Annotated in this window: 4 protein-coding genes, 6 tRNA genes and 9 rRNA genes; 18 read left to right on the plus strand and 1 reads right to left on the minus strand. The window is 42.9% G+C overall.

What is annotated here, in order from left to right:
- Positions 1–69: 69 nt before the first annotated feature.
- From gcvH to rrf (ODZ84_RS17375), 17 genes are all read left to right on the plus strand, one after another.
- A complete protein-coding gene (gene gcvH, locus ODZ84_RS17295; RefSeq protein WP_266173643.1) occupies positions 70–447 on the plus strand; it encodes a glycine cleavage system protein GcvH in 378 nt (125 codons plus the stop codon).
- Between the two features lie 25 nt (positions 448–472).
- Positions 473–799, plus strand: coding sequence for a VanZ family protein (locus ODZ84_RS17300; RefSeq protein ID WP_266173644.1), 327 nt, complete (start codon positions 473–475; stop codon positions 797–799).
- A gap of 863 nt (positions 800–1,662) precedes the next feature.
- Positions 1,663–3,180: ribosomal RNA gene (locus ODZ84_RS17305) — 16S ribosomal RNA — on the plus strand.
- Between the two features lie 224 nt (positions 3,181–3,404).
- A tRNA-Ile gene (locus tag ODZ84_RS17310) sits at positions 3,405–3,478 on the plus strand.
- A gap of 101 nt (positions 3,479–3,579) precedes the next feature.
- Positions 3,580–3,653, plus strand: a tRNA-Ala gene (locus ODZ84_RS17315).
- Positions 3,654–3,860: 207 nt separating this feature from the next.
- Positions 3,861–6,624: ribosomal RNA gene (locus tag ODZ84_RS17320) — 23S ribosomal RNA — on the plus strand.
- Positions 6,625–6,806: 182 nt separating this feature from the next.
- Positions 6,807–6,915 (plus strand): 5S ribosomal RNA (gene rrf / locus ODZ84_RS17325).
- Between the two features lie 1,426 nt (positions 6,916–8,341).
- Positions 8,342–9,859: ribosomal RNA gene (locus tag ODZ84_RS17330) — 16S ribosomal RNA — on the plus strand.
- 224 nt (positions 9,860–10,083) lie between these two features.
- A tRNA-Ile gene (locus ODZ84_RS17335) sits at positions 10,084–10,157 on the plus strand.
- Between the two features lie 101 nt (positions 10,158–10,258).
- Positions 10,259–10,332: transfer RNA gene (locus ODZ84_RS17340), tRNA-Ala, on the plus strand.
- Positions 10,333–10,539: 207 nt separating this feature from the next.
- Positions 10,540–13,303: ribosomal RNA gene (locus ODZ84_RS17345) — 23S ribosomal RNA — on the plus strand.
- Positions 13,304–13,485: 182 nt separating this feature from the next.
- Positions 13,486–13,594 (plus strand): 5S ribosomal RNA (rrf, locus tag ODZ84_RS17350).
- Together the 16S, 23S and 5S rRNA genes with 4 tRNA genes alongside form the textbook arrangement of a ribosomal RNA operon.
- A 2,192-nt stretch (positions 13,595–15,786) precedes the next feature.
- Positions 15,787–17,304, plus strand: a 16S ribosomal RNA gene (locus tag ODZ84_RS17355).
- 304 nt (positions 17,305–17,608) lie between these two features.
- Positions 17,609–17,682: transfer RNA gene (locus tag ODZ84_RS17360), tRNA-Ile, on the plus strand.
- Positions 17,683–17,784: 102 nt separating this feature from the next.
- A tRNA-Ala gene (locus ODZ84_RS17365) sits at positions 17,785–17,858 on the plus strand.
- Positions 17,859–18,065: 207 nt separating this feature from the next.
- Positions 18,066–20,829: ribosomal RNA gene (locus ODZ84_RS17370) — 23S ribosomal RNA — on the plus strand.
- A gap of 182 nt (positions 20,830–21,011) precedes the next feature.
- Positions 21,012–21,120: ribosomal RNA gene (rrf, locus tag ODZ84_RS17375) — 5S ribosomal RNA — on the plus strand.
- Between the two features lie 459 nt (positions 21,121–21,579).
- Here rrf (ODZ84_RS17375) and ODZ84_RS17380 read toward each other — a convergent pair.
- Entirely contained in the window at positions 21,580–23,208 is a 1,629-nt protein-coding gene (locus ODZ84_RS17380; RefSeq protein ID WP_266173645.1) for an acyl-CoA carboxylase subunit beta, read from the minus strand.
- Between the two features lie 377 nt (positions 23,209–23,585).
- On the opposite strand from ODZ84_RS17380, the gene ODZ84_RS17385 reads away from it, so the two are divergent.
- Positions 23,586–24,470, plus strand: a complete 885-nt coding sequence (locus ODZ84_RS17385; protein ID WP_266173646.1) for a DMT family transporter — start codon at positions 23,586–23,588, stop codon at positions 24,468–24,470.
- Positions 24,471–24,475 lie beyond the last annotated feature (5 nt).

Raw genomic sequence — 24,475 nt, forward strand, 5'->3', positions numbered from 1 at the left:
ACATTTTTTATACCGGATATTTGAACCTTATGGAATTTTGAATACATTTGTAAAAATAAAAATTTAAAAATGAACACACCATCAGAATTAAAGTACACGAAAGATCACGAATGGATTAAGATCGAAGGTAACGTTGCTACAATTGGTATTACAGACTTTGCACAGGGAGAGCTTGGAGATATCGTTTACGTGGATGTAGATACAGTAGATGATGATTTAGAAGGAGGAGCCGTTTTCGGAAGTGTAGAAGCAGTAAAAACGGTTTCAGACTTATTTTTGCCAGTCGCTGGAAAGGTGATTGAATTTAATTCAGAGTTGGAAGCTCAGCCTGAACTGTTAAATACAGATCCTTATGGAAACGGATGGATCATTAAATTAGAACTTGCTGACGGTGCTGATCATTCAGAATTGCTTTCTGCAGAAGAATACCAAGCTGTCATTGGATAGTATTTCAAAAATATTCAGTAGGATTTTGCCCATTTATTGGGCATTTCTTACTTATATGCTCCTCAGGCCTGGAGAAGAAAACCATGAATATTGGTTTATGTTCAGCGGCATCGATAAAGTTCTGCACCTTGGTATCTTCGCAGCGCTGGGATTCTGCTTTATGGCTGCCTTTCCCAAAATTAGATTTTACTATTTCATTCAGATTATTCTTATCTATGCTTTCCTTACCGAAATCCTTCAGAACGAAATGGGTCTCGGAAGATCGATGGAAGCTCTGGATATCGTAGCAGATATGATCGGCTGTCTTATGGGTTACTATATATATAAAGCCCTGATCAAACGATTTTTTTAATCAAAACAAACATTTGCATGATGAGGTTAGCAATTCCGGGCTTCTCCTTTTTCATCAGGAGCTTAATCAGGCTATCCGCACTCGCTATTTTCGTGAATTCGGGCGGCTTTGCCGCCCGAATTCACGAAAATGAGCTCAGACAAATGCTCCTATCCTGGCTAGGGTAGTGGGCATAAAAGCAATTCCGGCATTCCAATCAGTACAAAATATATATAATAAGGAAAAAACGTTCACCCAAACCTCATAGGTTTTGAAAACCTATGAGGTTTAAAAATAACAGAAAAAATCTTTCCCATTCTCTTCCAGCTATTATTTTTGCTTCTAACTTCTAACTTCTAACTTCTAAAATTAATATTCCACGCACTCAGCTGTTTACCTTTAAATATGAACTCAATATCAATATTATGTTAAATAAATTAGGATGGTATAGGATAAAGAGTGTACTTTTGCGGCACTGAAAAACCAGGAGTAGTTCAGTAGCGCAGAAGAGCTTTAAGGAGCGGAGAATATAAAACTGATATCTACGGATACATGAGATAAAAACTTTTTAATTTTTAGATAATAAAAGTTGCGGAGTTTAAATTTTTTAGTATCTTTGCAGTCCGGTAAAACGGGAGCGCAGGAGTAGAAGGATTGAGGGTTTTAGAGGGGATTAGGGTTAACAAAAAACTTTAAATTTTCTTAAGAAAACATTTGGTCAATTAGAAATTTATTTTTACTTTTGCACACGCAAATACGATAAAGCGAAACGACAGAAATTAGCTAAAGTAGGAGCGGAAGAATAGAGATCATTGAAATACAATATAACAACCAAGTAAGGAAAAACTAAAGCGTCAAAACTTTGAGTGAGTCAGAACAAACATACAATGGAGAGTTTGATCCTGGCTCAGGATGAACGCTAGCGGGAGGCCTAACACATGCAAGCCGAGCGGTATTTGTCTTTCGGGACGAAGAGAGCGGCGTACGGGTGCGGAACACGTGTGCAACCTGCCTTTATCAGGGGGATAGCCTTTCGAAAGGAAGATTAATACCCCATAATATATTAATTGGCATCAATTGATATTGAAAACTACGGTGGATAGAGATGGGCACGCGCAAGATTAGATAGTTGGTAGGGTAACGGCCTACCAAGTCAGTGATCTTTAGGGGGCCTGAGAGGGTGATCCCCCACACTGGTACTGAGACACGGACCAGACTCCTACGGGAGGCAGCAGTGAGGAATATTGGACAATGGGTTAGCGCCTGATCCAGCCATCCCGCGTGAAGGACGACGGCCCTATGGGTTGTAAACTTCTTTTGTATAGGGATAAACCTACTCTCGTGAGAGTAGCTGAAGGTACTATACGAATAAGCACCGGCTAACTCCGTGCCAGCAGCCGCGGTAATACGGAGGGTGCAAGCGTTATCCGGATTTATTGGGTTTAAAGGGTCCGTAGGCTGATCTGTAAGTCAGTGGTGAAATCTCACAGCTCAACTGTGAAACTGCCATTGATACTGCAGGTCTTGAGTAAGGTAGAAGTGGCTGGAATAAGTAGTGTAGCGGTGAAATGCATAGATATTACTTAGAACACCAATTGCGAAGGCAGGTCACTATGTCTTAACTGACGCTGATGGACGAAAGCGTGGGGAGCGAACAGGATTAGATACCCTGGTAGTCCACGCCGTAAACGATGCTAACTCGTTTTTGGGGCTTTATGCTTCAGAGACTAAGCGAAAGTGATAAGTTAGCCACCTGGGGAGTACGTTCGCAAGAATGAAACTCAAAGGAATTGACGGGGGCCCGCACAAGCGGTGGATTATGTGGTTTAATTCGATGATACGCGAGGAACCTTACCAAGGCTTAAATGGGAATTGATCGGTTTAGAAATAGACCTTCCTTCGGGCAATTTTCAAGGTGCTGCATGGTTGTCGTCAGCTCGTGCCGTGAGGTGTTAGGTTAAGTCCTGCAACGAGCGCAACCCCTGTCACTAGTTGCCATCATTAAGTTGGGGACTCTAGTGAGACTGCCTACGCAAGTAGAGAGGAAGGTGGGGATGACGTCAAATCATCACGGCCCTTACGCCTTGGGCCACACACGTAATACAATGGCCGGTACAGAGGGCAGCTACACAGCGATGTGATGCAAATCTCGAAAGCCGGTCTCAGTTCGGATTGGAGTCTGCAACTCGACTCTATGAAGCTGGAATCGCTAGTAATCGCGCATCAGCCATGGCGCGGTGAATACGTTCCCGGGCCTTGTACACACCGCCCGTCAAGCCATGGAAGTCTGGGGTACCTGAAGTCGGTGACCGTAACAGGAGCTGCCTAGGGTAAAACAGGTAACTAGGGCTAAGTCGTAACAAGGTAGCCGTACCGGAAGGTGCGGCTGGAACATCTCATTTTAGAGTCTCGTTTTCGGACGAGAATAAACAAAATTAAGGTACTTCAATGTACCATGCACTTACTTAAAGCGAAGCTTTAGTTTTTTATTTGGTTGCTATATATATAAAAATACACACCCACTAGAGATTAGTAACAGGGAACAAGAGATTTTAGATTATAAATTATAAATTTTAGATTTAAAAGTTATTTAAAATTTTCAATTTAAGATTTAAAATTATAACGAAGTCTCGTAGCTCAGCTGGTTAGAGCGCTACACTGATAATGTAGAGGTCGGCAGTTCGAGCCTGCCCGAGACTACTAATTGAAGGGAATTGCAGATTTTAAATTATAGATTTTAGATTATAACATATTGTTTTCATTTAAAATTTATCATTTAGAATTTAAAATTTCTACTAGAGGGGGAATTAGCTCAGCTGGCTAGAGCGCCTGCCTTGCACGCAGGAGGTCAAGGGTTCGACTCCCTTATTCTCCACGTATTGTATGGTGTACGGTAAGTACATACGTATGATGTATGAGGGTAATTTTACGGAAATGTATATTCTACATAATGACGGAGCCGTCATTAGTACATATTTCGGGATTACATGATTACAAGATTTAAGATCATTGACATTAACGGTAAAGACATCACAAAGAGAAAACCGAGCACTTATAAGTGCTTGAGTAACCTAAAAATAGGAAAGAAATCGTTAAGGGCGTATGGCGGATGCCTAGGCTTTCAGAGGCGAAGAAGGACGTGGTAAGCTGCGAAAAGCTCGGGGGATTGGCACACACGAATAGATCCCGAGATGTCCGAATGGGGCAACCCGGCATGTTGAAGACATGTCATCTTGATGTTTACATTAAGAAGCAAACCCGGAGAACTGAAACATCTAAGTACCCGGAGGAAAAGAAATCGAAGAGATTCCGTAAGTAGTGGCGAGCGAAAGCGGATTAGCCCAAAAGTCTTTATATATTTAGAAGAACGTACTGGAAAGTGCGGCCGTAGACGGTGATAGCCCGGTATTCGAAAGGTATATTTTGATGATAAATGAGTAGGGCGGGACACGTGAAATCCTGTCTGAATATGGGGGGACCATCCTCCAAGGCTAAATACTCCTGAAAGACCGATAGTGAACAAGTACTGTGAAGGAAAGGTGAAAAGCACTTCGAATAGAAGGGTGAAATAGAACCTGAAACCGTACGCCTACAAGCGGTCGGAGCCCACAAGTTGGGTGACGGCGTGCCTTTTGCATAATGAGCCTACGAGTTAATTTTACTAGCGAGGTTAAGGACTTCAGGTCCGGAGCCGGAGCGAAAGCGAGTCTGAATAGGGCGCATAGTTAGTAGGATTAGACGCGAAACCTTGTGATCTACCCATGGGCAGGTTGAAGCTCTGGTAACACAGAGTGGAGGACCGAACCGGTTGACGTTGAAAAGTCTTCGGATGACCTGTGGGTAGGGGTGAAAGGCCAATCAAACTGGGAGATAGCTCGTACTCTCCGAAATGCATTTAGGTGCAGCGTCGCAATAAAGTTTATTAGAGGTAGAGCTACTGATTGGATGCGGGGGTTTCATCGCCTACCAATTCCTGACAAACTCCGAATGCTAATAAATGTTCTGCGGCAGTGAGGGCATGGGTGCTAAGGTCCATGTCCGAGAGGGAAAGAACCCAGACCAACAGCTAAGGTCCCCAAATATATGTTAAGTTGAAGCAACGCGGTTGGACTGCATTGACAGCTAGGATGTTGGCTTGGAAGCAGCCATTCATTTAAAGAGTGCGTAACAGCTCACTAGTCGAGCGGTCCGGCATGGATAATAATCGGGCATAAACATATTACCGAAGCTATGGATTTATAATTTTATTATATCTGGTAGGAGAGCATTCTATTTGCGCCGAAGCAGTATCGTGAGGTATTGTGGAGCGGATAGAAAAGAAAATGTAGGCATAAGTAACGATAAAGGGGGCGAGAAACCCCCTCACCGAAAGACTAAGGTTTCCTCAGCCATGCTAATCAGCTGAGGGTTAGTCGGGACCTAACGCGAACCCGAAAGGGGTAGTGGATGGACAATGGGTTAATATTCCCATACTTGCTCACACTAAAAAGGGGACGGTTCGACGTAGCTATTGAAGACGGACGGAAGTGTCAAGGCCTAGCCTTCGGGCGAAGCTGTTATAGTGAAATCGGATCCAAGAAAAGCCGAAGTGAAGCAACCCGTACCAAAACCGACACAGGTGGTCGAGGAGAGAATCCTAAGGTGCTCGAGTGAGTCGTGGCTAAGGAACTAGGCAAAATAGTCTCGTAACTTCGGAAGAAGAGACGCCAGCAGCAATGCTGGCCGCAGTGAAGAGGCCCAGGCGACTGTTTATCAAAAACACAGGACTCTGCTAAATCGAAAGATGCTGTATAGGGTCTGACACCTGCCCGGTGCTGGAAGGTTAAGGAAGGGCGTTAGGGTAACCGAAGCGTTTGACTGAAGCCCCAGTAAACGGCGGCCGTAACTATAACGGTCCTAAGGTAGCGAAATTCCTTGTCGGGTAAGTTCCGACCTGCACGAATGGTGTAACGATCTGGGCACTGTCTCAGCCACGAGCTCGGTGAAATTGTAGTATCGGTGAAGATGCCGATTACCCGCAATGGGACGAAAAGACCCTGTGAACCTTTACTATAACTTCGTATTGACTTTGAGTAAGTAATGTGTAGGATAGGTGGGAGACTTTGAAGCAGGCACGCTAGTGTTTGTGGAGTCAACGTTGAAATACCACCCTTTACTTACTTGGAGCCTAACTTCTTTCAGAAGGACATTGCGTGGTGGGTAGTTTGACTGGGGTGGTCGCCTCCAAAAGAGTAACGGAGGCTTTCAAAGGTACCCTCAGCACGCTTGGTAACCGTGCGTAGAGTGTAATGGCATAAGGGTGCTTGACTGTGAGACCTACAAGTCGATCAGGTGCGAAAGCAGGACATAGTGATCCGGTGGTTCCGTATGGAAGGGCCATCGCTCATAGGATAAAAGGTACTCCGGGGATAACAGGCTAGTCTCCCCCAAGAGCTCACATCGACGGGGAGGTTCGGCACCTCGATGTCGGCTCGTCACATCCTGGGGCTGGAGAAGGTCCCAAGGGTTGGGCTGTTCGCCCATTAAAGTGGCACGCGAGCTGGGTTCAGAACGTCGTGAGACAGTTCGGTCTCTATCTATTGCGGGCGTTAGATGTTTGAGAGGGCTTGATTCTAGTACGAGAGGACCGAATTGAACAAACCTCTGGTGTATCAGTTGTACCGCCAGGTGCACCGCTGAGTAGCTACGTTTGGAAGAGATAAGCACTGAAAGCATATAAGTGCGAAACTCGCCTCAAGATGAGACATCTTTTAAGGGTCGTTGGAGATGACAACGTTGATAGGCTACAGGTGTAAAGTTGGTAACAGCATAGCCGAGTAGTACTAATTACCCGTAGATTTATAGCCTATTGGTTGCTATAATCTTAACTTTAATTAATTAATAATAAGACAAGTGCTTATAAGTGCAGAACTGGTTTTGCCTTTGTGATGAAATTTACCGATAAAATTTGTAAAATGTAAAAAGTAAAAAGTATCATGTCAATACATGGTACCTATTACAACCGACATGATACAAGATATACCTTATTTAGGGTGGTTTTAGCGGTGGGGCTCACCTGTTCCCATTCCGAACACAGAAGTTAAGCCCACCAGCGCCGATGGTACTGCGACAAGCGGGAGAGTAGGTCGCCGCCAGTTTTTATTAAAAGTCTCATACATTCATTTGTATGAGACTTTTTTCGTTTTATAACCAGGAGATAGACATGAGATATTAGATACTAGATGTCAGACTTCAGACAACAGATATAAGACAGCATACCAATAAGTCCCTTTTTTATTTACTGCTTGCAATTACCCGAAAGATTTTCTTTGCTTAATGGCTTTAGCCTAAAATTAAAATCTTTATTGCAGGATTCAAATTAGTTTTTCGCCTTATGTCACCAATCATCAGATACCCTCACAAACCATAAGCTGTTTCATAGCTTAAAATCTAATTTATAACACTAAAAATTTCCTGACCTTTTAATCTCCCAGATGTTTGGATGGGATTATTATTCTATTGAATTAAATCGCCACTTCATCGTTCGTCACTGATCGAATATCTTAATACAATCATAGTTATAATACGTAATCAAAACTACTGTTATTCCTGTTTTCCCACGCTTCACTTTCACGGTTTCCATTACCAAAAAAAATTACCGTTCTATATTATTTAATCTGTTAAAAAAATGATTACATTTATAATCTACCGTAAGTACCTTTTTATATTTTAAAAAATATTCCAAGGAAACATCCCATGAAATTTAAGCATATCCGGAAATAAAATAGCAACGTCATTCAAATCTTCAAGGTTTTAAAAACCTTGAAGATTTAATTAAACAGGCACCCTAAAGAAACATCTAAAAAATACGCTCTATCCATTTACTTTTCGATAGCCCACTACAAATTATAAAAAATTTTCCGGCAAAAATATTTTACATTTTTCTTTGATGTATTGTATATAAATTAATTTTGCTAACTGCTATGAAGAGTAATAAAACAGAGTCCTAGTAATAGTTCAGAAAATATAAAGTTAATGTGGGTAAGTTGGATAAATCTTTTAACATTAAACATATCAATACGTTAATTGAATGAGTTTTCCACAATAGCTCTTCCATATTAATATTATGTTAAATAAATTAGGATGGTATAGGATAAAGGGTGTACTTTTGCGGCACTGAAAAACCAGGAGTAGTTCAGTAGCGCAGAAGAGCTTTAAGGAGCGGAGAATATAGAACTGATACCTACGGTACATGAGATAAAAACTTTTTAATTTTTAGATGATAAAAGTTGCGGAGTTTAAATTTTTTAGTATCTTTGCAGTCCGGTAAAACGGGAGCGCAGGAGTAGAAGGATTGAGGTTTTGAGAGGGGATTAGGGTTAACAAAAAACTTTAAATTTTCTTAAGAAAACATTTGGTCAATTAGAAATTTATTTTTACTTTTGCACACGCAAATACGATAAAGCGAAACGACAGAAATTAGCTTAAGTAGGAGCGAAAGAATAGAGATCATTGAAATACAATATAACAACCAAGTAAGGAAAAACTAAAGCGTCAAAACTTTGAGTGAGTCAGAACAAACATACAATGGAGAGTTTGATCCTGGCTCAGGATGAACGCTAGCGGGAGGCCTAACACATGCAAGCCGAGCGGTATTTGTCTTTCGGGACGAAGAGAGCGGCGTACGGGTGCGGAACACGTGTGCAACCTGCCTTTATCAGGGGGATAGCCTTTCGAAAGGAAGATTAATACCCCATAATATATTAATTGGCATCAATTGATATTGAAAACTACGGTGGATAGAGATGGGCACGCGCAAGATTAGATAGTTGGTAGGGTAACGGCCTACCAAGTCAGTGATCTTTAGGGGGCCTGAGAGGGTGATCCCCCACACTGGTACTGAGACACGGACCAGACTCCTACGGGAGGCAGCAGTGAGGAATATTGGACAATGGGTTAGCGCCTGATCCAGCCATCCCGCGTGAAGGACGACGGCCCTATGGGTTGTAAACTTCTTTTGTATAGGGATAAACCTACTCTCGTGAGAGTAGCTGAAGGTACTATACGAATAAGCACCGGCTAACTCCGTGCCAGCAGCCGCGGTAATACGGAGGGTGCAAGCGTTATCCGGATTTATTGGGTTTAAAGGGTCCGTAGGCTGATCTGTAAGTCAGTGGTGAAATCTCACAGCTCAACTGTGAAACTGCCATTGATACTGCAGGTCTTGAGTAAGGTAGAAGTGGCTGGAATAAGTAGTGTAGCGGTGAAATGCATAGATATTACTTAGAACACCAATTGCGAAGGCAGGTCACTATGTCTTAACTGACGCTGATGGACGAAAGCGTGGGGAGCGAACAGGATTAGATACCCTGGTAGTCCACGCCGTAAACGATGCTAACTCGTTTTTGGGGCTTTATGCTTCAGAGACTAAGCGAAAGTGATAAGTTAGCCACCTGGGGAGTACGTTCGCAAGAATGAAACTCAAAGGAATTGACGGGGGCCCGCACAAGCGGTGGATTATGTGGTTTAATTCGATGATACGCGAGGAACCTTACCAAGGCTTAAATGGGAATTGATCGGTTTAGAAATAGACCTTCCTTCGGGCAATTTTCAAGGTGCTGCATGGTTGTCGTCAGCTCGTGCCGTGAGGTGTTAGGTTAAGTCCTGCAACGAGCGCAACCCCTGTCACTAGTTGCCATCATTAAGTTGGGGACTCTAGTGAGACTGCCTACGCAAGTAGAGAGGAAGGTGGGGATGACGTCAAATCATCACGGCCCTTACGCCTTGGGCCACACACGTAATACAATGGCCGGTACAGAGGGCAGCTACACAGCGATGTGATGCAAATCTCGAAAGCCGGTCTCAGTTCGGATTGGAGTCTGCAACTCGACTCTATGAAGCTGGAATCGCTAGTAATCGCGCATCAGCCATGGCGCGGTGAATACGTTCCCGGGCCTTGTACACACCGCCCGTCAAGCCATGGAAGTCTGGGGTACCTGAAGTCGGTGACCGTAACAGGAGCTGCCTAGGGTAAAACAGGTAACTAGGGCTAAGTCGTAACAAGGTAGCCGTACCGGAAGGTGCGGCTGGAACATCTCATTTTAGAGTCTCGTTTTCGGACGAGAATAAACAAAATTAAGGTACTTCAATGTACCATGCACTTACTTAAAGCGAAGCTTTAGTTTTTTATTTGGTTGCTATATATATAAAAATACACACCCACTAGAGATTAGTAACAGGGAACAAGAGATTTTAGATTATAAATTATAAATTTTAGATTTAAAAGTTATTTAAAATTTTCAATTTAAGATTTAAAATTATAACGAAGTCTCGTAGCTCAGCTGGTTAGAGCGCTACACTGATAATGTAGAGGTCGGCAGTTCGAGCCTGCCCGAGACTACTAATTGAAGGGAATTGCAGATTTTAAATTATAGATTTTAGATTATAACATATTGTTTTCATTTAAAATTTATCATTTAGAATTTAAAATTTCTACTAGAGGGGGAATTAGCTCAGCTGGCTAGAGCGCCTGCCTTGCACGCAGGAGGTCAAGGGTTCGACTCCCTTATTCTCCACGTATTGTATGGTGTACGGTAAGTACATACGTATGATGTATGAGGGTAATTTTACGGAAATGTATATTCTACATAATGACGGAGCCGTCATTAGTACATATTTCGGGATTACATGATTACAAGATTTAAGATCATTGACATTAACGGTAAAGACATCACAAAGAGAAAACCGAGCACTTATAAGTGCTTGAGTAACCTAAAAATAGGAAAGAAATCGTTAAGGGCGTATGGCGGATGCCTAGGCTTTCAGAGGCGAAGAAGGACGTGGTAAGCTGCGAAAAGCTCGGGGGATTGGCACACACGAATAGATCCCGAGATGTCCGAATGGGGCAACCCGGCATGTTGAAGACATGTCATCTTGATGTTTACATCAAGAAGCAAACCCGGAGAACTGAAACATCTAAGTACCCGGAGGAAAAGAAATCGAAGAGATTCCGTAAGTAGTGGCGAGCGAAAGCGGATTAGCCCAAAAGTCTTTATATATTTAGAAGAACGTACTGGAAAGTGCGGCCGTAGACGGTGATAGCCCGGTATTCGAAAGGTATATTTTGATGATAAATGAGTAGGGCGGGACACGTGAAATCCTGTCTGAATATGGGGGGACCATCCTCCAAGGCTAAATACTCCTGAAAGACCGATAGTGAACAAGTACTGTGAAGGAAAGGTGAAAAGCACTTCGAATAGAAGGGTGAAATAGAACCTGAAACCGTACGCCTACAAGCGGTCGGAGCCCACAAGTTGGGTGACGGCGTGCCTTTTGCATAATGAGCCTACGAGTTAATTTTACTAGCGAGGTTAAGGACTTCAGGTCCGGAGCCGGAGCGAAAGCGAGTCTGAATAGGGCGCATAGTTAGTAGGATTAGACGCGAAACCTTGTGATCTACCCATGGGCAGGTTGAAGCTCTGGTAACACAGAGTGGAGGACCGAACCGGTTGACGTTGAAAAGTCTTCGGATGACCTGTGGGTAGGGGTGAAAGGCCAATCAAACTGGGAGATAGCTCGTACTCTCCGAAATGCATTTAGGTGCAGCGTCGCAATAAAGTTTATTAGAGGTAGAGCTACTGATTGGATGCGGGGGTTTCATCGCCTACCAATTCCTGACAAACTCCGAATGCTAATAAATGTTCTGCGGCAGTGAGGGCATGGGTGCTAAGGTCCATGTCCGAGAGGGAAAGAACCCAGACCAACAGCTAAGGTCCCCAAATATATGTTAAGTTGAAGCAACGCGGTTGGACTGCATTGACAGCTAGGATGTTGGCTTGGAAGCAGCCATTCATTTAAAGAGTGCGTAACAGCTCACTAGTCGAGCGGTCCGGCATGGATAATAATCGGGCATAAACATATTACCGAAGCTATGGATTTATAATTTTATTATATCTGGTAGGAGAGCATTCTATTTGCGCCGAAGCAGTATCGTGAGGTATTGTGGAGCGGATAGAAAAGAAAATGTAGGCATAAGTAACGATAAAGGGGGCGAGAAACCCCCTCACCGAAAGACTAAGGTTTCCTCAGCCATGCTAATCAGCTGAGGGTTAGTCGGGACCTAACGCGAACCCGAAAGGGGTAGTGGATGGACAATGGGTTAATATTCCCATACTTGCTCACACTAAAAAGGGGACGGTTCGACGTAGCTATTGAAGACGGACGGAAGTGTCAAGGCCTAGCCTTCGGGCGAAGCTGTTATAGTGAAATCGGATCCAAGAAAAGCCGAAGTGAAGCAACCCGTACCAAAACCGACACAGGTGGTCGAGGAGAGAATCCTAAGGTGCTCGAGTGAGTCGTGGCTAAGGAACTAGGCAAAATAGTCTCGTAACTTCGGAAGAAGAGACGCCAGCAGCAATGCTGGCCGCAGTGAAGAGGCCCAGGCGACTGTTTATCAAAAACACAGGACTCTGCTAAATCGAAAGATGCTGTATAGGGTCTGACACCTGCCCGGTGCTGGAAGGTTAAGGAAGGGCGTTAGGGTAACCGAAGCGTTTGACTGAAGCCCCAGTAAACGGCGGCCGTAACTATAACGGTCCTAAGGTAGCGAAATTCCTTGTCGGGTAAGTTCCGACCTGCACGAATGGTGTAACGATCTGGGCACTGTCTCAGCCACGAGCTCGGTGAAATTGTAGTATCGGTGAAGATGCCGATTACCCGCAATGGGACGAAAAGACCCTGTGAACCTTTACTATAACTTCGTATTGACTTTGAGTAAGTAATGTGTAGGATAGGTGGGAGACTTTGAAGCAGGCACGCTAGTGTTTGTGGAGTCAACGTTGAAATACCACCCTTTACTTACTTGGAGCCTAACTTCTTTCAGAAGGACATTGCGTGGTGGGTAGTTTGACTGGGGTGGTCGCCTCCAAAAGAGTAACGGAGGCTTTCAAAGGTACCCTCAGCACGCTTGGTAACCGTGCGTAGAGTGTAATGGCATAAGGGTGCTTGACTGTGAGACCTACAAGTCGATCAGGTGCGAAAGCAGGACATAGTGATCCGGTGGTTCCGTATGGAAGGGCCATCGCTCATAGGATAAAAGGTACTCCGGGGATAACAGGCTAGTCTCCCCCAAGAGCTCACATCGACGGGGAGGTTCGGCACCTCGATGTCGGCTCGTCACATCCTGGGGCTGGAGAAGGTCCCAAGGGTTGGGCTGTTCGCCCATTAAAGTGGCACGCGAGCTGGGTTCAGAACGTCGTGAGACAGTTCGGTCTCTATCTATTGCGGGCGTTAGATGTTTGAGAGGGCTTGATTCTAGTACGAGAGGACCGAATTGAACAAACCTCTGGTGTATCAGTTGTACCGCCAGGTGCACCGCTGAGTAGCTACGTTTGGAAGAGATAAGCACTGAAAGCATATAAGTGCGAAACTCGCCTCAAGATGAGACATCTTTTAAGGGTCGTTGGAGATGACAACGTTGATAGGCTACAGGTGTAAAGTTGGTAACAGCATAGCCGAGTAGTACTAATTACCCGTAGATTTATAGCCTATTGGTTGCTATAATCTTAACTTTAATTAATTAATAATAAGACAAGTGCTTATAAGTGCAGAACTGGTTTTGCCTTTGTGATGAAATTTACCGATAAAATTTGTAAAATGTAAAAAGTAAAAAGTATCATGTCAATACATGGTACCTATTACAACCGACATGATACAAGATATACCTTATTTAGGGTGGTTTTAGCGGTGGGGCTCACCTGTTCCCATTCCGAACACAGAAGTTAAGCCCACCAGCGCCGATGGTACTGCGACAAGCGGGAGAGTAGGTCGCCGCCAGTTTTTTATTAAAAGTCTCATACATTCATTTGTATGAGACTTTTTTCGTTTTATAACCAGGAGATCTCAGACACAAGATCTCAGACATGAGATATTAGATGTTAGACATAAGACTTGAGATCTCAGATATCAGACATCGGATATCAGCCTGGAGACTTGAGATCTCAGACATGGGACATGAAATGAAGAATTGCTTTTTTAAGGGTAACCTAATAGGCAATCCCAAAAGATTTATCTTTCCTACTGCCTACTGCCAAAGCTTCCTGCTTCAGACCGACTTCCATGATCCACAAAATTTTGCCGTTTATAATATTTTGAACTGTCTGAAAAGTTCTACCTTTTATAATACATGGTAAACTCTTCCCATATTAAAAAATATATTCCGAGTAGACATCCGTGAGAATTTTTATACCTATCCGGAAACCCAAATAGAACCACCATTCCCATCTTCAAGGTTTTTAAAACCTTGAAGATTTAATTAAACAGGCACCCTAAAGAAACATCTAAAAAATACGCTCTACCCATTTACTTTCCCTGTCAGTTAATTGCAAATTATAAAAAATTTCGGCAAAAATATTCTGTGATTTTCTTGGATGTGCTTTATATGAATTAATTTCGCTAATCGCTAATCGCTAATCGCTAATCGCTAATCGCTAATCGCTAATCGCTAATCGCTAATCGCTAATCGCTAATCGCTAATCGCTAATCGCTAATCGCTAATCGCTAATCGCTAATCGCTAATCGCTAATCGCTAATCGCTAATCGCTAATCGCTAATCGCTAATCGCTAATCGCTAATCGCTAATCGCTAATCGCTAATCGCTAATCGCTAATCGCTAATCGCTAATCGCTAATCGCTAATCGCTAATCGCTAATCGCTAATCGCTAATCGCTAATCGCTAATCGCTAATCGCTAATCGCTAATCGCTAATCGCTAATCGCTAATCGCTAATCGCTAATCGCTAATCGCTAATCGCTAATCGCTAATCGCTAATCGCTAATCGCTAATCGCTAATCGCTAATCGCTAATCGCTAATCGCTAATCGCTAATCGCTAATCGCTAATCGCTAATCGCTAATCGCTAATCGCTAATCGCTAATCGCTAATCGCTAATCGCTAATCGCTAATCGCTAATCGCTAATCGCTAATCGCTAATCGCTAATCGCTAATCGCTAATCGCTAATCGCTAATCGCTAATCGCTAATCGCTAATCGCTAATCGCTAATCGCTAATCGCTAATCGCTAATCGCTAATCGCTAATCGCTAATCGCTAATCGCTAATCGCTAATCGCTAATCGCTAATCGCTAATCGCTAATCGCTAATCGCTAATCGCTAATCGCTAATCGCTAATCGCTAATCGCTAATCGCTAATCGCTAATCGCTAATCGCTAATCGCTAACCGCTAACCGCTAACCGCTAACCGCTAACCGCTAACCGCTAACCGCTAACCGCTAACCGCTAACCGCTAACCGCTAACCGCTAACCGCTAACCGCTAACCGCTAATCGCTAATCGCTAATCGCTAACCGCTAACCGCTAACCGCTAACCGCTAATCGCTAATCGCTAATTGCTAACTACCAACTGCCAACTGCTATGAAGAGTAGTAAAACAGAGCCTTAGTAAATAGTTCAGAAAACATTGAGTTAATGTGAGTAAATATAAAAAGACTTTTAAGGTCAATGATATCAGTATCTTATATCAATAAGTTTTCCACAATAGCCCTTCCATATTAATATTATGTTAAATAAATTAGGATGGTATAGGATAAAGGGTGTACTTTTGCGGCACTGAAAAACCAGGAGTAGTTCAGTAGCGCAGAAGAGCTTTAAGGAGCGGAGAATATAAAACTGATATCTACGGATACATGAGATAAAAACTTTTTAATTTTTAGATGATAAAGTTGCGGAGTTTAAATTTTTTAGTATCTTTGCAGTCCGGTAAAACGGGAGCGCAGGAGTAGAAGGATTGAGGTTTTGAGAGGGGATTAGGGTTAACAAAAAACTTTAAATTTTCTTAAGAAAACATTTGGTCAATTAGAAATTTATTTTTACTTTTGCACACGCAAATACGATAAAGCGAAACGACAGAAATTAGCTAAAGTAGGAGCGGAAGAATAGAGATCATTGAAATACAATATAACAACCAAGTAAGGAAAAACTAAAGCGTCAAAACTTTGAGTGAGTCAGAACAAACATACAATGGAGAGTTTGATCCTGGCTCAGGATGAACGCTAGCGGGAGGCCTAACACATGCAAGCCGAGCGGTATTTGTCTTTCGGGACGAAGAGAGCGGCGTACGGGTGCGGAACACGTGTGCAACCTGCCTTTATCAGGGGGATAGCCTTTCGAAAGGAAGATTAATACCCCATAATATATTAATTGGCATCAATTGATATTGAAAACTACGGTGGATAGAGATGGGCACGCGCAAGATTAGATAGTTGGTAGGGTAACGGCCTACCAAGTCAGTGATCTTTAGGGGGCCTGAGAGGGTGATCCCCCACACTGGTACTGAGACACGGACCAGACTCCTACGGGAGGCAGCAGTGAGGAATATTGGACAATGGGTTAGCGCCTGATCCAGCCATCCCGCGTGAAGGACGACGGCCCTATGGGTTGTAAACTTCTTTTGTATAGGGATAAACCTACTCTCGTGAGAGTAGCTGAAGGTACTATACGAATAAGCACCGGCTAACTCCGTGCCAGCAGCCGCGGTAATACGGAGGGTGCAAGCGTTATCCGGATTTATTGGGTTTAAAGGGTCCGTAGGCTGATCTGTAAGTCAGTGGTGAAATCTCACAGCTCAACTGTGAAACTGCCATTGATACTGCAGGTCTTGAGTAAGGTAGAAGTGGCTGGAATAAGTAGTGTAGCGGTGAAATGCATAGATATTACTTAGAACACCAATTGCGAAGGCAGGTCACTATGTCTTAACTGACGCTGATGGACGAAAGCGTGGGGAGCGAACAGGATTAGATACCCTGGTAGTCCACGCCGTAAACGATGCTAACTCGTTTTTGGGGCTTTATGCTTCAGAGACTAAGCGAAAGTGATAAGTTAGCCACCTGGGGAGTACGTTCGCAAGAATGAAACTCAAAGGAATTGACGGGGGCCCGCACAAGCGGTGGATTATGTGGTTTAATTCGATGATACGCGAGGAACCTTACCAAGGCTTAAATGGGAATTGATCGGTTTAGAAATAGACCTTCCTTCGGGCAATTTTCAAGGTGCTGCATGGTTGTCGTCAGCTCGTGCCGTGAGGTGTTAGGTTAAGTCCTGCAACGAGCGCAACCCCTGTCACTAGTTGCCATCATTAAGTTGGGGACTCTAGTGAGACTGCCTACGCAAGTAGAGAGGAAGGTGGGGATGACGTCAAATCATCACGGCCCTTACGCCTTGGGCCACACACGTAATACAATGGCCGGTACAGAGGGCAGCTACACAGCGATGTGATGCAAATCTCGAAAGCCGGTCTCAGTTCGGATTGGAGTCTGCAACTCGACTCTATGAAGCTGGAATCGCTAGTAATCGCGCATCAGCCATGGCGCGGTGAATACGTTCCCGGGCCTTGTACACACCGCCCGTCAAGCCATGGAAGTCTGGGGTACCTGAAGTCGGTGACCGTAACAGGAGCTGCCTAGGGTAAAACAGGTAACTAGGGCTAAGTCGTAACAAGGTAGCCGTACCGGAAGGTGCGGCTGGAACATCTCATTTTAGAGTCTCGTTTTCGGACGAGAATAAACAAAATTAAGGTACTTCAATGTACCATGCACTTACTTAAAGCAAAGCTTTAGTTTTTTATTTGGTTGATTTATAGGTAAAAAGGTAAAAGTAAAAAGAGCCAGGTAATTGGATCGTTAAAAAAATACTCCTTACCCACCCTTGCTTATAAATATATTAAAAATACACACCCACTAGAGATTAGTAACAGGGAACAAGAGATTTTAGATTGTAAATTATAAATTTTAGATTTAAAAGTTATTTAAAATTTTCAATTTAAGATTTAAAATTATAACGAAGTCTCGTAGCTCAGCTGGTTAGAGCGCTACACTGATAATGTAGAGGTCGGCAGTTCGAGCCTGCCCGAGACTACTAATTGAAGGGAATTGCAGATTTTAAATTATAGATTTTAGATTATAACATATTGTTTTCATTTAAAATTTATCATTTAGAATTTAAAATTTCTGACTAGAGGGGGAATTAGCTCAGCTGGCTAGAGCGCCTGCCTTGCACGCAGGAGGTCAAGGGTTCGACTCCCTTATTCTCCACGTATTGTATGGTGTACGATAAGTACATACGTACAATGTATGAGGGTAATTTTACGGAAATGTATATTCTACATAATGACGGAGCCGTCATTAGTACATATTTCGGGATTACATGATTACAAGATTTAAGATCATTGACATTAACGGTAAAGACATCACAAAGAGAAAACCGAGCACTTATAAGTGCTTGAGTAACCTAAAAATAGGAAAGAAATCGTTAAGGGCGTATGGCGGATGCCTAGGCTTTCAGAGGCGAAGAAGGACGTGGTAAGCTGCGAAAAGCTCGGGGGATTGGCACACACGAATAGATCCCGAGATGTCCGAATGGGGCAACCCGTCATGTTGAAGACATGTCATCTTGATGTTTACATTAAGAAGCAAACCCGGAGAACTGAAACATCTAAGTACCCGGAGGAAAAGAAATCGAAGAGATTCCGTAAGTAGTGGCGAGCGAAAGCGGATTAGCCCAAAAGTCTTTATATATTTAGAAGAACGTACTGGAAAGTGCGGCCATAGACGGTGATAGCCCGGTATTCGAAAGGTATATTTTGATGATAAATGAGTAGGGCGGGACACGTGAAATCCTGTCTGAATATGGGGGGACCATCCTCCAAGGCTAAATACTCCTGAAAGACCGATAGTGAACAAGTACTGTGAAGGAAAGGTGAAAAGCACTTCGAATAGAAGGGTGAAATAGAACCTGAAACCGTACGCCTACAAGCGGTCGGAGCCCACAAGTTGGGTGACGGCGTGCCTTTTGCATAATGAGCCTACGAGTTAATTTTACTAGCGAGGTTAAGGACTTCAGGTCCGGAGCCGGAGCGAAAGCGAGTCTGAATAGGGCGCATAGTTAGTAGGATTAGACGCGAAACCTTGTGATCTACCCATGGGCAGGTTGAAGCTCTGGTAACACAGAGTGGAGGACCGAACCGGTTGACGTTGAAAAGTCTTCGGATGACCTGTGGGTAGGGGTGAAAGGCCAATCAAACTGGGAGATAGCTCGTACTCTCCGAAATGCATTTAGGTGCAGCGTCGCAATAAAGTTTATTAGAGGTAGAGCTACTGATTGGATGCGGGGGTTTCATCGCCTACCAATTCCTGACAAACTCCGAATGCTAATAAATGTTCTGCGGCAGTGAGGGCATGGGTGCTAAGGTCCATGTCCGAGAGGGAAAGAACCCAGACCAACAGCTAAGGTCCCCAAATATATGTTAAGTTGAAGCAACGCGGTTGGACTGCATTGACAGCTAGGATGTTGGCTTGGAAGCAGCCATTCATTTAAAGAGTGCGTAACAGCTCACTAGTCGAGCGGTCCGGCATGGATAATAATCGGGCATAAACATATTACCGAAGCTATGGATTTATAATTTTATTATATCTGGTAGGAGAGCATTCTATTTGCGCCGAAGCAGTATCGTGAGGTATTGTGGAGCGGATAGAAAAGAAAATGTAGGCATAAGTAACGATAAAGGGGGCGAGAAACCCCCTCACCGAAAGACTAAGGTTTCCTCAGCCATGCTAATCAGCTGAGGGTTAGTCGGGACCTAACGCGAACCCGAAAGGGGTAGTGGATGGACAATGGGTTAATATTCCCATACTTGCTCACACTAAAAAGGGGACGGTTCGACGTAGCTATTGAAGACGGACGGAAGTGTCAAGGCCTAGCCTTCGGGCGAAGCTGTTATAGTGAAATCGGATCCAAGAAAAGCCGAAGTGAAGCAACCCGTACCAAAACCGACACAGGTGGTCGAGGAGAGAATCCTAAGGTGCTCGAGTGAGTCGTGGCTAAGGAACTAGGCAAAATAGTCTCGTAACTTCGGAAGAAGAGACGCCAGCAGCAATGCTGGCCGCAGTGAAGAGGCCCAGGCGACTGTTTATCAAAAACACAGGACTCTGCTAAATCGAAAGATGCTGTATAGGGTCTGACACCTGCCCGGTGCTGGAAGGTTAAGGAAGGGCGTTAGGGTAACCGAAGCGTTTGACTGAAGCCCCAGTAAACGGCGGCCGTAACTATAACGGTCCTAAGGTAGCGAAATTCCTTGTCGGGTAAGTTCCGACCTGCACGAATGGTGTAACGATCTGGGCACTGTCTCAGCCACGAGCTCGGTGAAATTGTAGTATCGGTGAAGATGCCGATTACCCGCAATGGGACGAAAAGACCCTGTGAACCTTTACTATAACTTCGTATTGACTTTGAGTAAGTAATGTGTAGGATAGGTGGGAGACTTTGAAGCAGGCACGCTAGTGTTTGTGGAGTCAACGTTGAAATACCACCCTTTACTTACTTGGAGCCTAACTTCTTTCAGAAGGACATTGCGTGGTGGGTAGTTTGACTGGGGTGGTCGCCTCCAAAAGAGTAACGGAGGCTTTCAAAGGTACCCTCAGCACGCTTGGTAACCGTGCGTAGAGTGTAATGGCATAAGGGTGCTTGACTGTGAGACCTACAAGTCGATCAGGTGCGAAAGCAGGACATAGTGATCCGGTGGTTCCGTATGGAAGGGCCATCGCTCATAGGATAAAAGGTACTCCGGGGATAACAGGCTAGTCTCCCCCAAGAGCTCACATCGACGGGGAGGTTCGGCACCTCGATGTCGGCTCGTCACATCCTGGGGCTGGAGAAGGTCCCAAGGGTTGGGCTGTTCGCCCATTAAAGTGGCACGCGAGCTGGGTTCAGAACGTCGTGAGACAGTTCGGTCTCTATCTATTGCGGGCGTTAGATGTTTGAGAGGGCTTGATTCTAGTACGAGAGGACCGAATTGAACAAACCTCTGGTGTATCAGTTGTACCGCCAGGTGCACCGCTGAGTAGCTACGTTTGGAAGAGATAAGCACTGAAAGCATATAAGTGCGAAACTCGCCTCAAGATGAGACATCTTTTAAGGGTCGTTGGAGATGACAACGTTGATAGGCTACAGGTGTAAAGTTGGTAACAGCATAGCCGAGTAGTACTAATTACCCGTAGATTTATAGCCTATTGGTTGCTATAATCTTAACTTTAATTAATTAATAATAAGACAAGTGCTTATAAGTGCAGAACTGGTTTTGCCTTTGTGATGAAATTTACCGATAAAATTTGTAAAATGTAAAAAGTAAAAAGTATCATGTCAATACATGGTACCTATTACAACCGACATGATACAAGATATACCTTATTTAGGGTGGTTTTAGCGGTGGGGCTCACCTGTTCCCATTCCGAACACAGAAGTTAAGCCCACCAGCGCCGATGGTACTGCGACAAGCGGGAGAGTAGGTCGCCGCCAGTTTTTATTAAAAGTCTCATACATTCATTTGTATGAGACTTTTTTCGTTTTATAACCAGAAGATCTCAGACACAAGACACTAGACTTGAGATATCATATCAAGAAAATTTCTTTTTTTAAGGGTCACCTAATTGGACAATCCCCAAAAAATTATCTTCGCCCTACTGCCTACACCGTCTATTGCCTACTGTCCAGTAGCTTCCTTCTTCAGACCGATCTCCATCAATAGAAACAGGTTTAGCCAATATCTATTAAATACCACTAACCTGGCTTTAGCCTAAAATTAAAATAGCTATTGCAAAACCTCTTTCTTGAGTTGGTTCGTCAACATAAAACACTGAGATGTTTAGTAGCTTAAAGTATTTGGTTGAGACAATATATTTTTTGTTATTCAAATATATTTACAATAAAAAAGCCTTACAGGAAGTAAGGCTAAAGCTGGAGTATTTTGTTTCAGAATTATCATACCTGAATAACGCCTAAATTAAATTTTTCTGTTATAGGAGAATGATTTGCCGCTTCTATCCCCATAGAGATCCATTTTCTGGTATCTACCGGATTGATAATGGCATCAGTCCATAATCTTGCTGCAGCGTACGTAGATTCTGTTTGCTTCTGGTATTTTTTTGAGATTGTATCCAATATCTCATTGTGTTCTTCTTCCGTAATTTCTTTTCCCTGCTTCTTTAATGTCGATTCTTGAATTTGGGCGAGTACCTTAGCTGCCTGGGCTCCCCCCATAACCGCAAGATCTGCCCATGGCCAAGCTACTATAAGTCTGGGATCGTAAGCCTTTCCACACATCGCATAATTTCCTGCCCCATATGAATTTCCTGTAATGATGGTGAATTTAGGGACTACGGAATTGGATACCGCATTTACCATTTTTGCCCCATCTTTGATAATCCCTCCATGCTCAGATTTTGAACCTACCATAAAACCTGTGACATCCTGCAGAAACACAAGTGGAATTTTACGTTGATTACAGTTAGCAATAAATCTTGTCGCCTTGTCTGCAGAATCAGAATAGATGACCCCTCCAAACTGCATTTCGCCTTTTCCGCTCTTTACCAGCTTTCTCTGATTAGCAACGATTCCTACGGACCAGCCATCAATCCTTGCTGTTGCACAGATAATACTTTTCCCATAATCAGCTTTATATTCTTCATATTCTGAGTTATCTACCAGACATTTTATAATTTCATAGGTATCATACTGTTCGGCTCTGGATACAGGCATAATTCCAAATATATTCTCTGATTTTTCTTTTGGAGGAAAACTTTCAATTCTGTCAAAACCAGCTTTTTCCGTACTGCCGGTTGACTTCATAATATTTTTAATCCTGTCTAAAGCATCCTTATCATCTTTTGCCTTATAATCAGTAACTCCGGAAATAGAACAGTGTGTGGTAGCACCGCCTAGAGTTTCATTATCAATACTCTCTCCGATGGCTGCTTTTACCAGGTAGCTTCCAGCCAGGAAAATAGAGCCTGTTTTATCCACGATCATCGCTTCGTCGCTCATAATAGGAAGGTAAGCACCACCAGCTACACAACTACCCATTACAGCTGAAATCTGGAGGATTCCCATAGCGCTCATCTTGGCATTGTTCCTGAAAATTCTGCCGAAATGCTCTTTATCCGGAAATATTTCATCCTGCATCGGAAGATATACCCCTGCAGAGTCTACCAGATAAATAATAGGAAGCTTATTTTCCATGGCAATTTCCTGGGCTCTGAGATTTTTTTTCCCTGTAATTGGGAACCAGGCCCCAGCTTTTACAGAAGCATCATTGGCAACAACGATACACTGCCTTCCGGAAACATAGCCGATCACAATCACAACACCACCGCTTGGACATCCGCCATGTTCCTCGTACATTTCAAATCCTGCGAAAGCTCCTATTTCTATGGAATCTGAATTTTTATCAAGAAGATATTCTATTCTTTCTCTTGCTGTCATTTTTCCTTCATCACGAAGCTTTTGAAGCCTCTTTTCTCCACCGCCTTTTCTGATTTCAGCAAGTAATCGATTAAGCTCTGATAATTTTAATCTGTTCTGATCTTCCCGTTTGTTGAATTCGATGTCCATAAATTTCAATTTTTTCCGTCTAAAGATACTATTTTTAAAAGAATTTTAAATCTAAATAAAACAAGTGTTTAATTTGTTGGTAGTCAGTTTTTTGTGAAATATTTAACATAAAAAGGTTTTTAAATCACTGATATTTTTTCTAACTTTACCAAAGAGTAATAGGGATAGTAGTCCCAGAATATTGCTCTAAGTTCCTAGTTTATTTTTTTAATAGTTTATTATTTGAAGGCCCTGAAAGTTGCATAAATTTTCAGGGTTTTTTGTTTTTCTCCGTTTTTTAATGTTTAAAGATAATTGTCGTTAATTTATACTTTTTGTACAGGAATTGTCAATGCTATTTGTAAATTTGCCTGTTAAAAATTCAAAGAATTGGGGATATGCAAAAATTGGCACTTTTCAGGTTGCATCTGATTGTTTTTTTGTGGGGGTTTACGGCAATACTTGGAAAACTGATTCATGCAGATGCTCAGATCCTGGTTTTTTACCGGATGCTGTTTGCTGCCATATGTCTCTTTATATATATCAGGGTTTTTAAAAAAGAAAGTATTAAAGTATCAAAGAAAATATTTTTTCAGCTGGCTGCTATAGGTTTTGCAATGGCTCTTCACTGGTATTGTTTTTTTTATTCCATTAAAGTGTCTAATGTTTCCATTGCACTGAGCTGTCTTTCCTTATCCACTTTATTTGCTTCTGTACTGGAACCGGTTATTTTCAAGAGGAAAATCGACATTTCAGAAGTCGTCATGGGCGTGGTGATCGTTTCCTGTATTTTATTGATTTTTAAAGCGGAATTCCAATATAAAGAAGGAATTATGTATGGGGTGTTCTGCGCCATATTCGGGACTATATTTTCTGTTTTTAACGGAAAAATGTTTGGTAAAACAAGCTCAGGAAATATTATCTTTTACGAGATTTTCTGTGGTTGGTTTATTCTGATGATTATTTATCTGTTTTCCGGACAAATTTTTCAAATGAATGAAATAAGTTACCGTGATATTGCGTTAATATGCTTGTTAGCAAGTGTATTTACGGCGTTCCCAATGCTGGAATCGGTAAACCTGATGAAATATATTTCGCCTTTTACACTAATTTTAACAGTTAATTTAGAGCCGGTTTACGGAATTATACTAGCTTTCTTTATCTTTGGGGAATCGGAACATATGAGTTCTATATTTTATATAGCATCAGGTGTTATGATTTTGGCAATCATTGCCAACGGACTATTAAAAGCTAAAAACAAAAAAAACTTAATTAAGCATTAACCTAT

The organism is Chryseobacterium fluminis, from assembly GCF_026314945.1.
GTDB classification, from domain to species: domain Bacteria; phylum Bacteroidota; class Bacteroidia; order Flavobacteriales; family Weeksellaceae; genus Chryseobacterium; species Chryseobacterium fluminis.

Excerpts from the sequence above, each read along its gene's own strand:
- gcvH (WP_266173643.1), top strand. The coding sequence starts at position 70 with ATGAACACACCATCAGAATTAAAGTACACGAAAGATCACGAATGGATT.
- ODZ84_RS17380 (WP_266173645.1), bottom strand. The coding sequence starts at position 23,208 with ATGGACATCGAATTCAACAAACGGGAAGATCAGAACAGATTAAAATTA.
- ODZ84_RS17385 (WP_266173646.1), top strand. The coding sequence starts at position 23,586 with ATGCAAAAATTGGCACTTTTCAGGTTGCATCTGATTGTTTTTTTGTGG.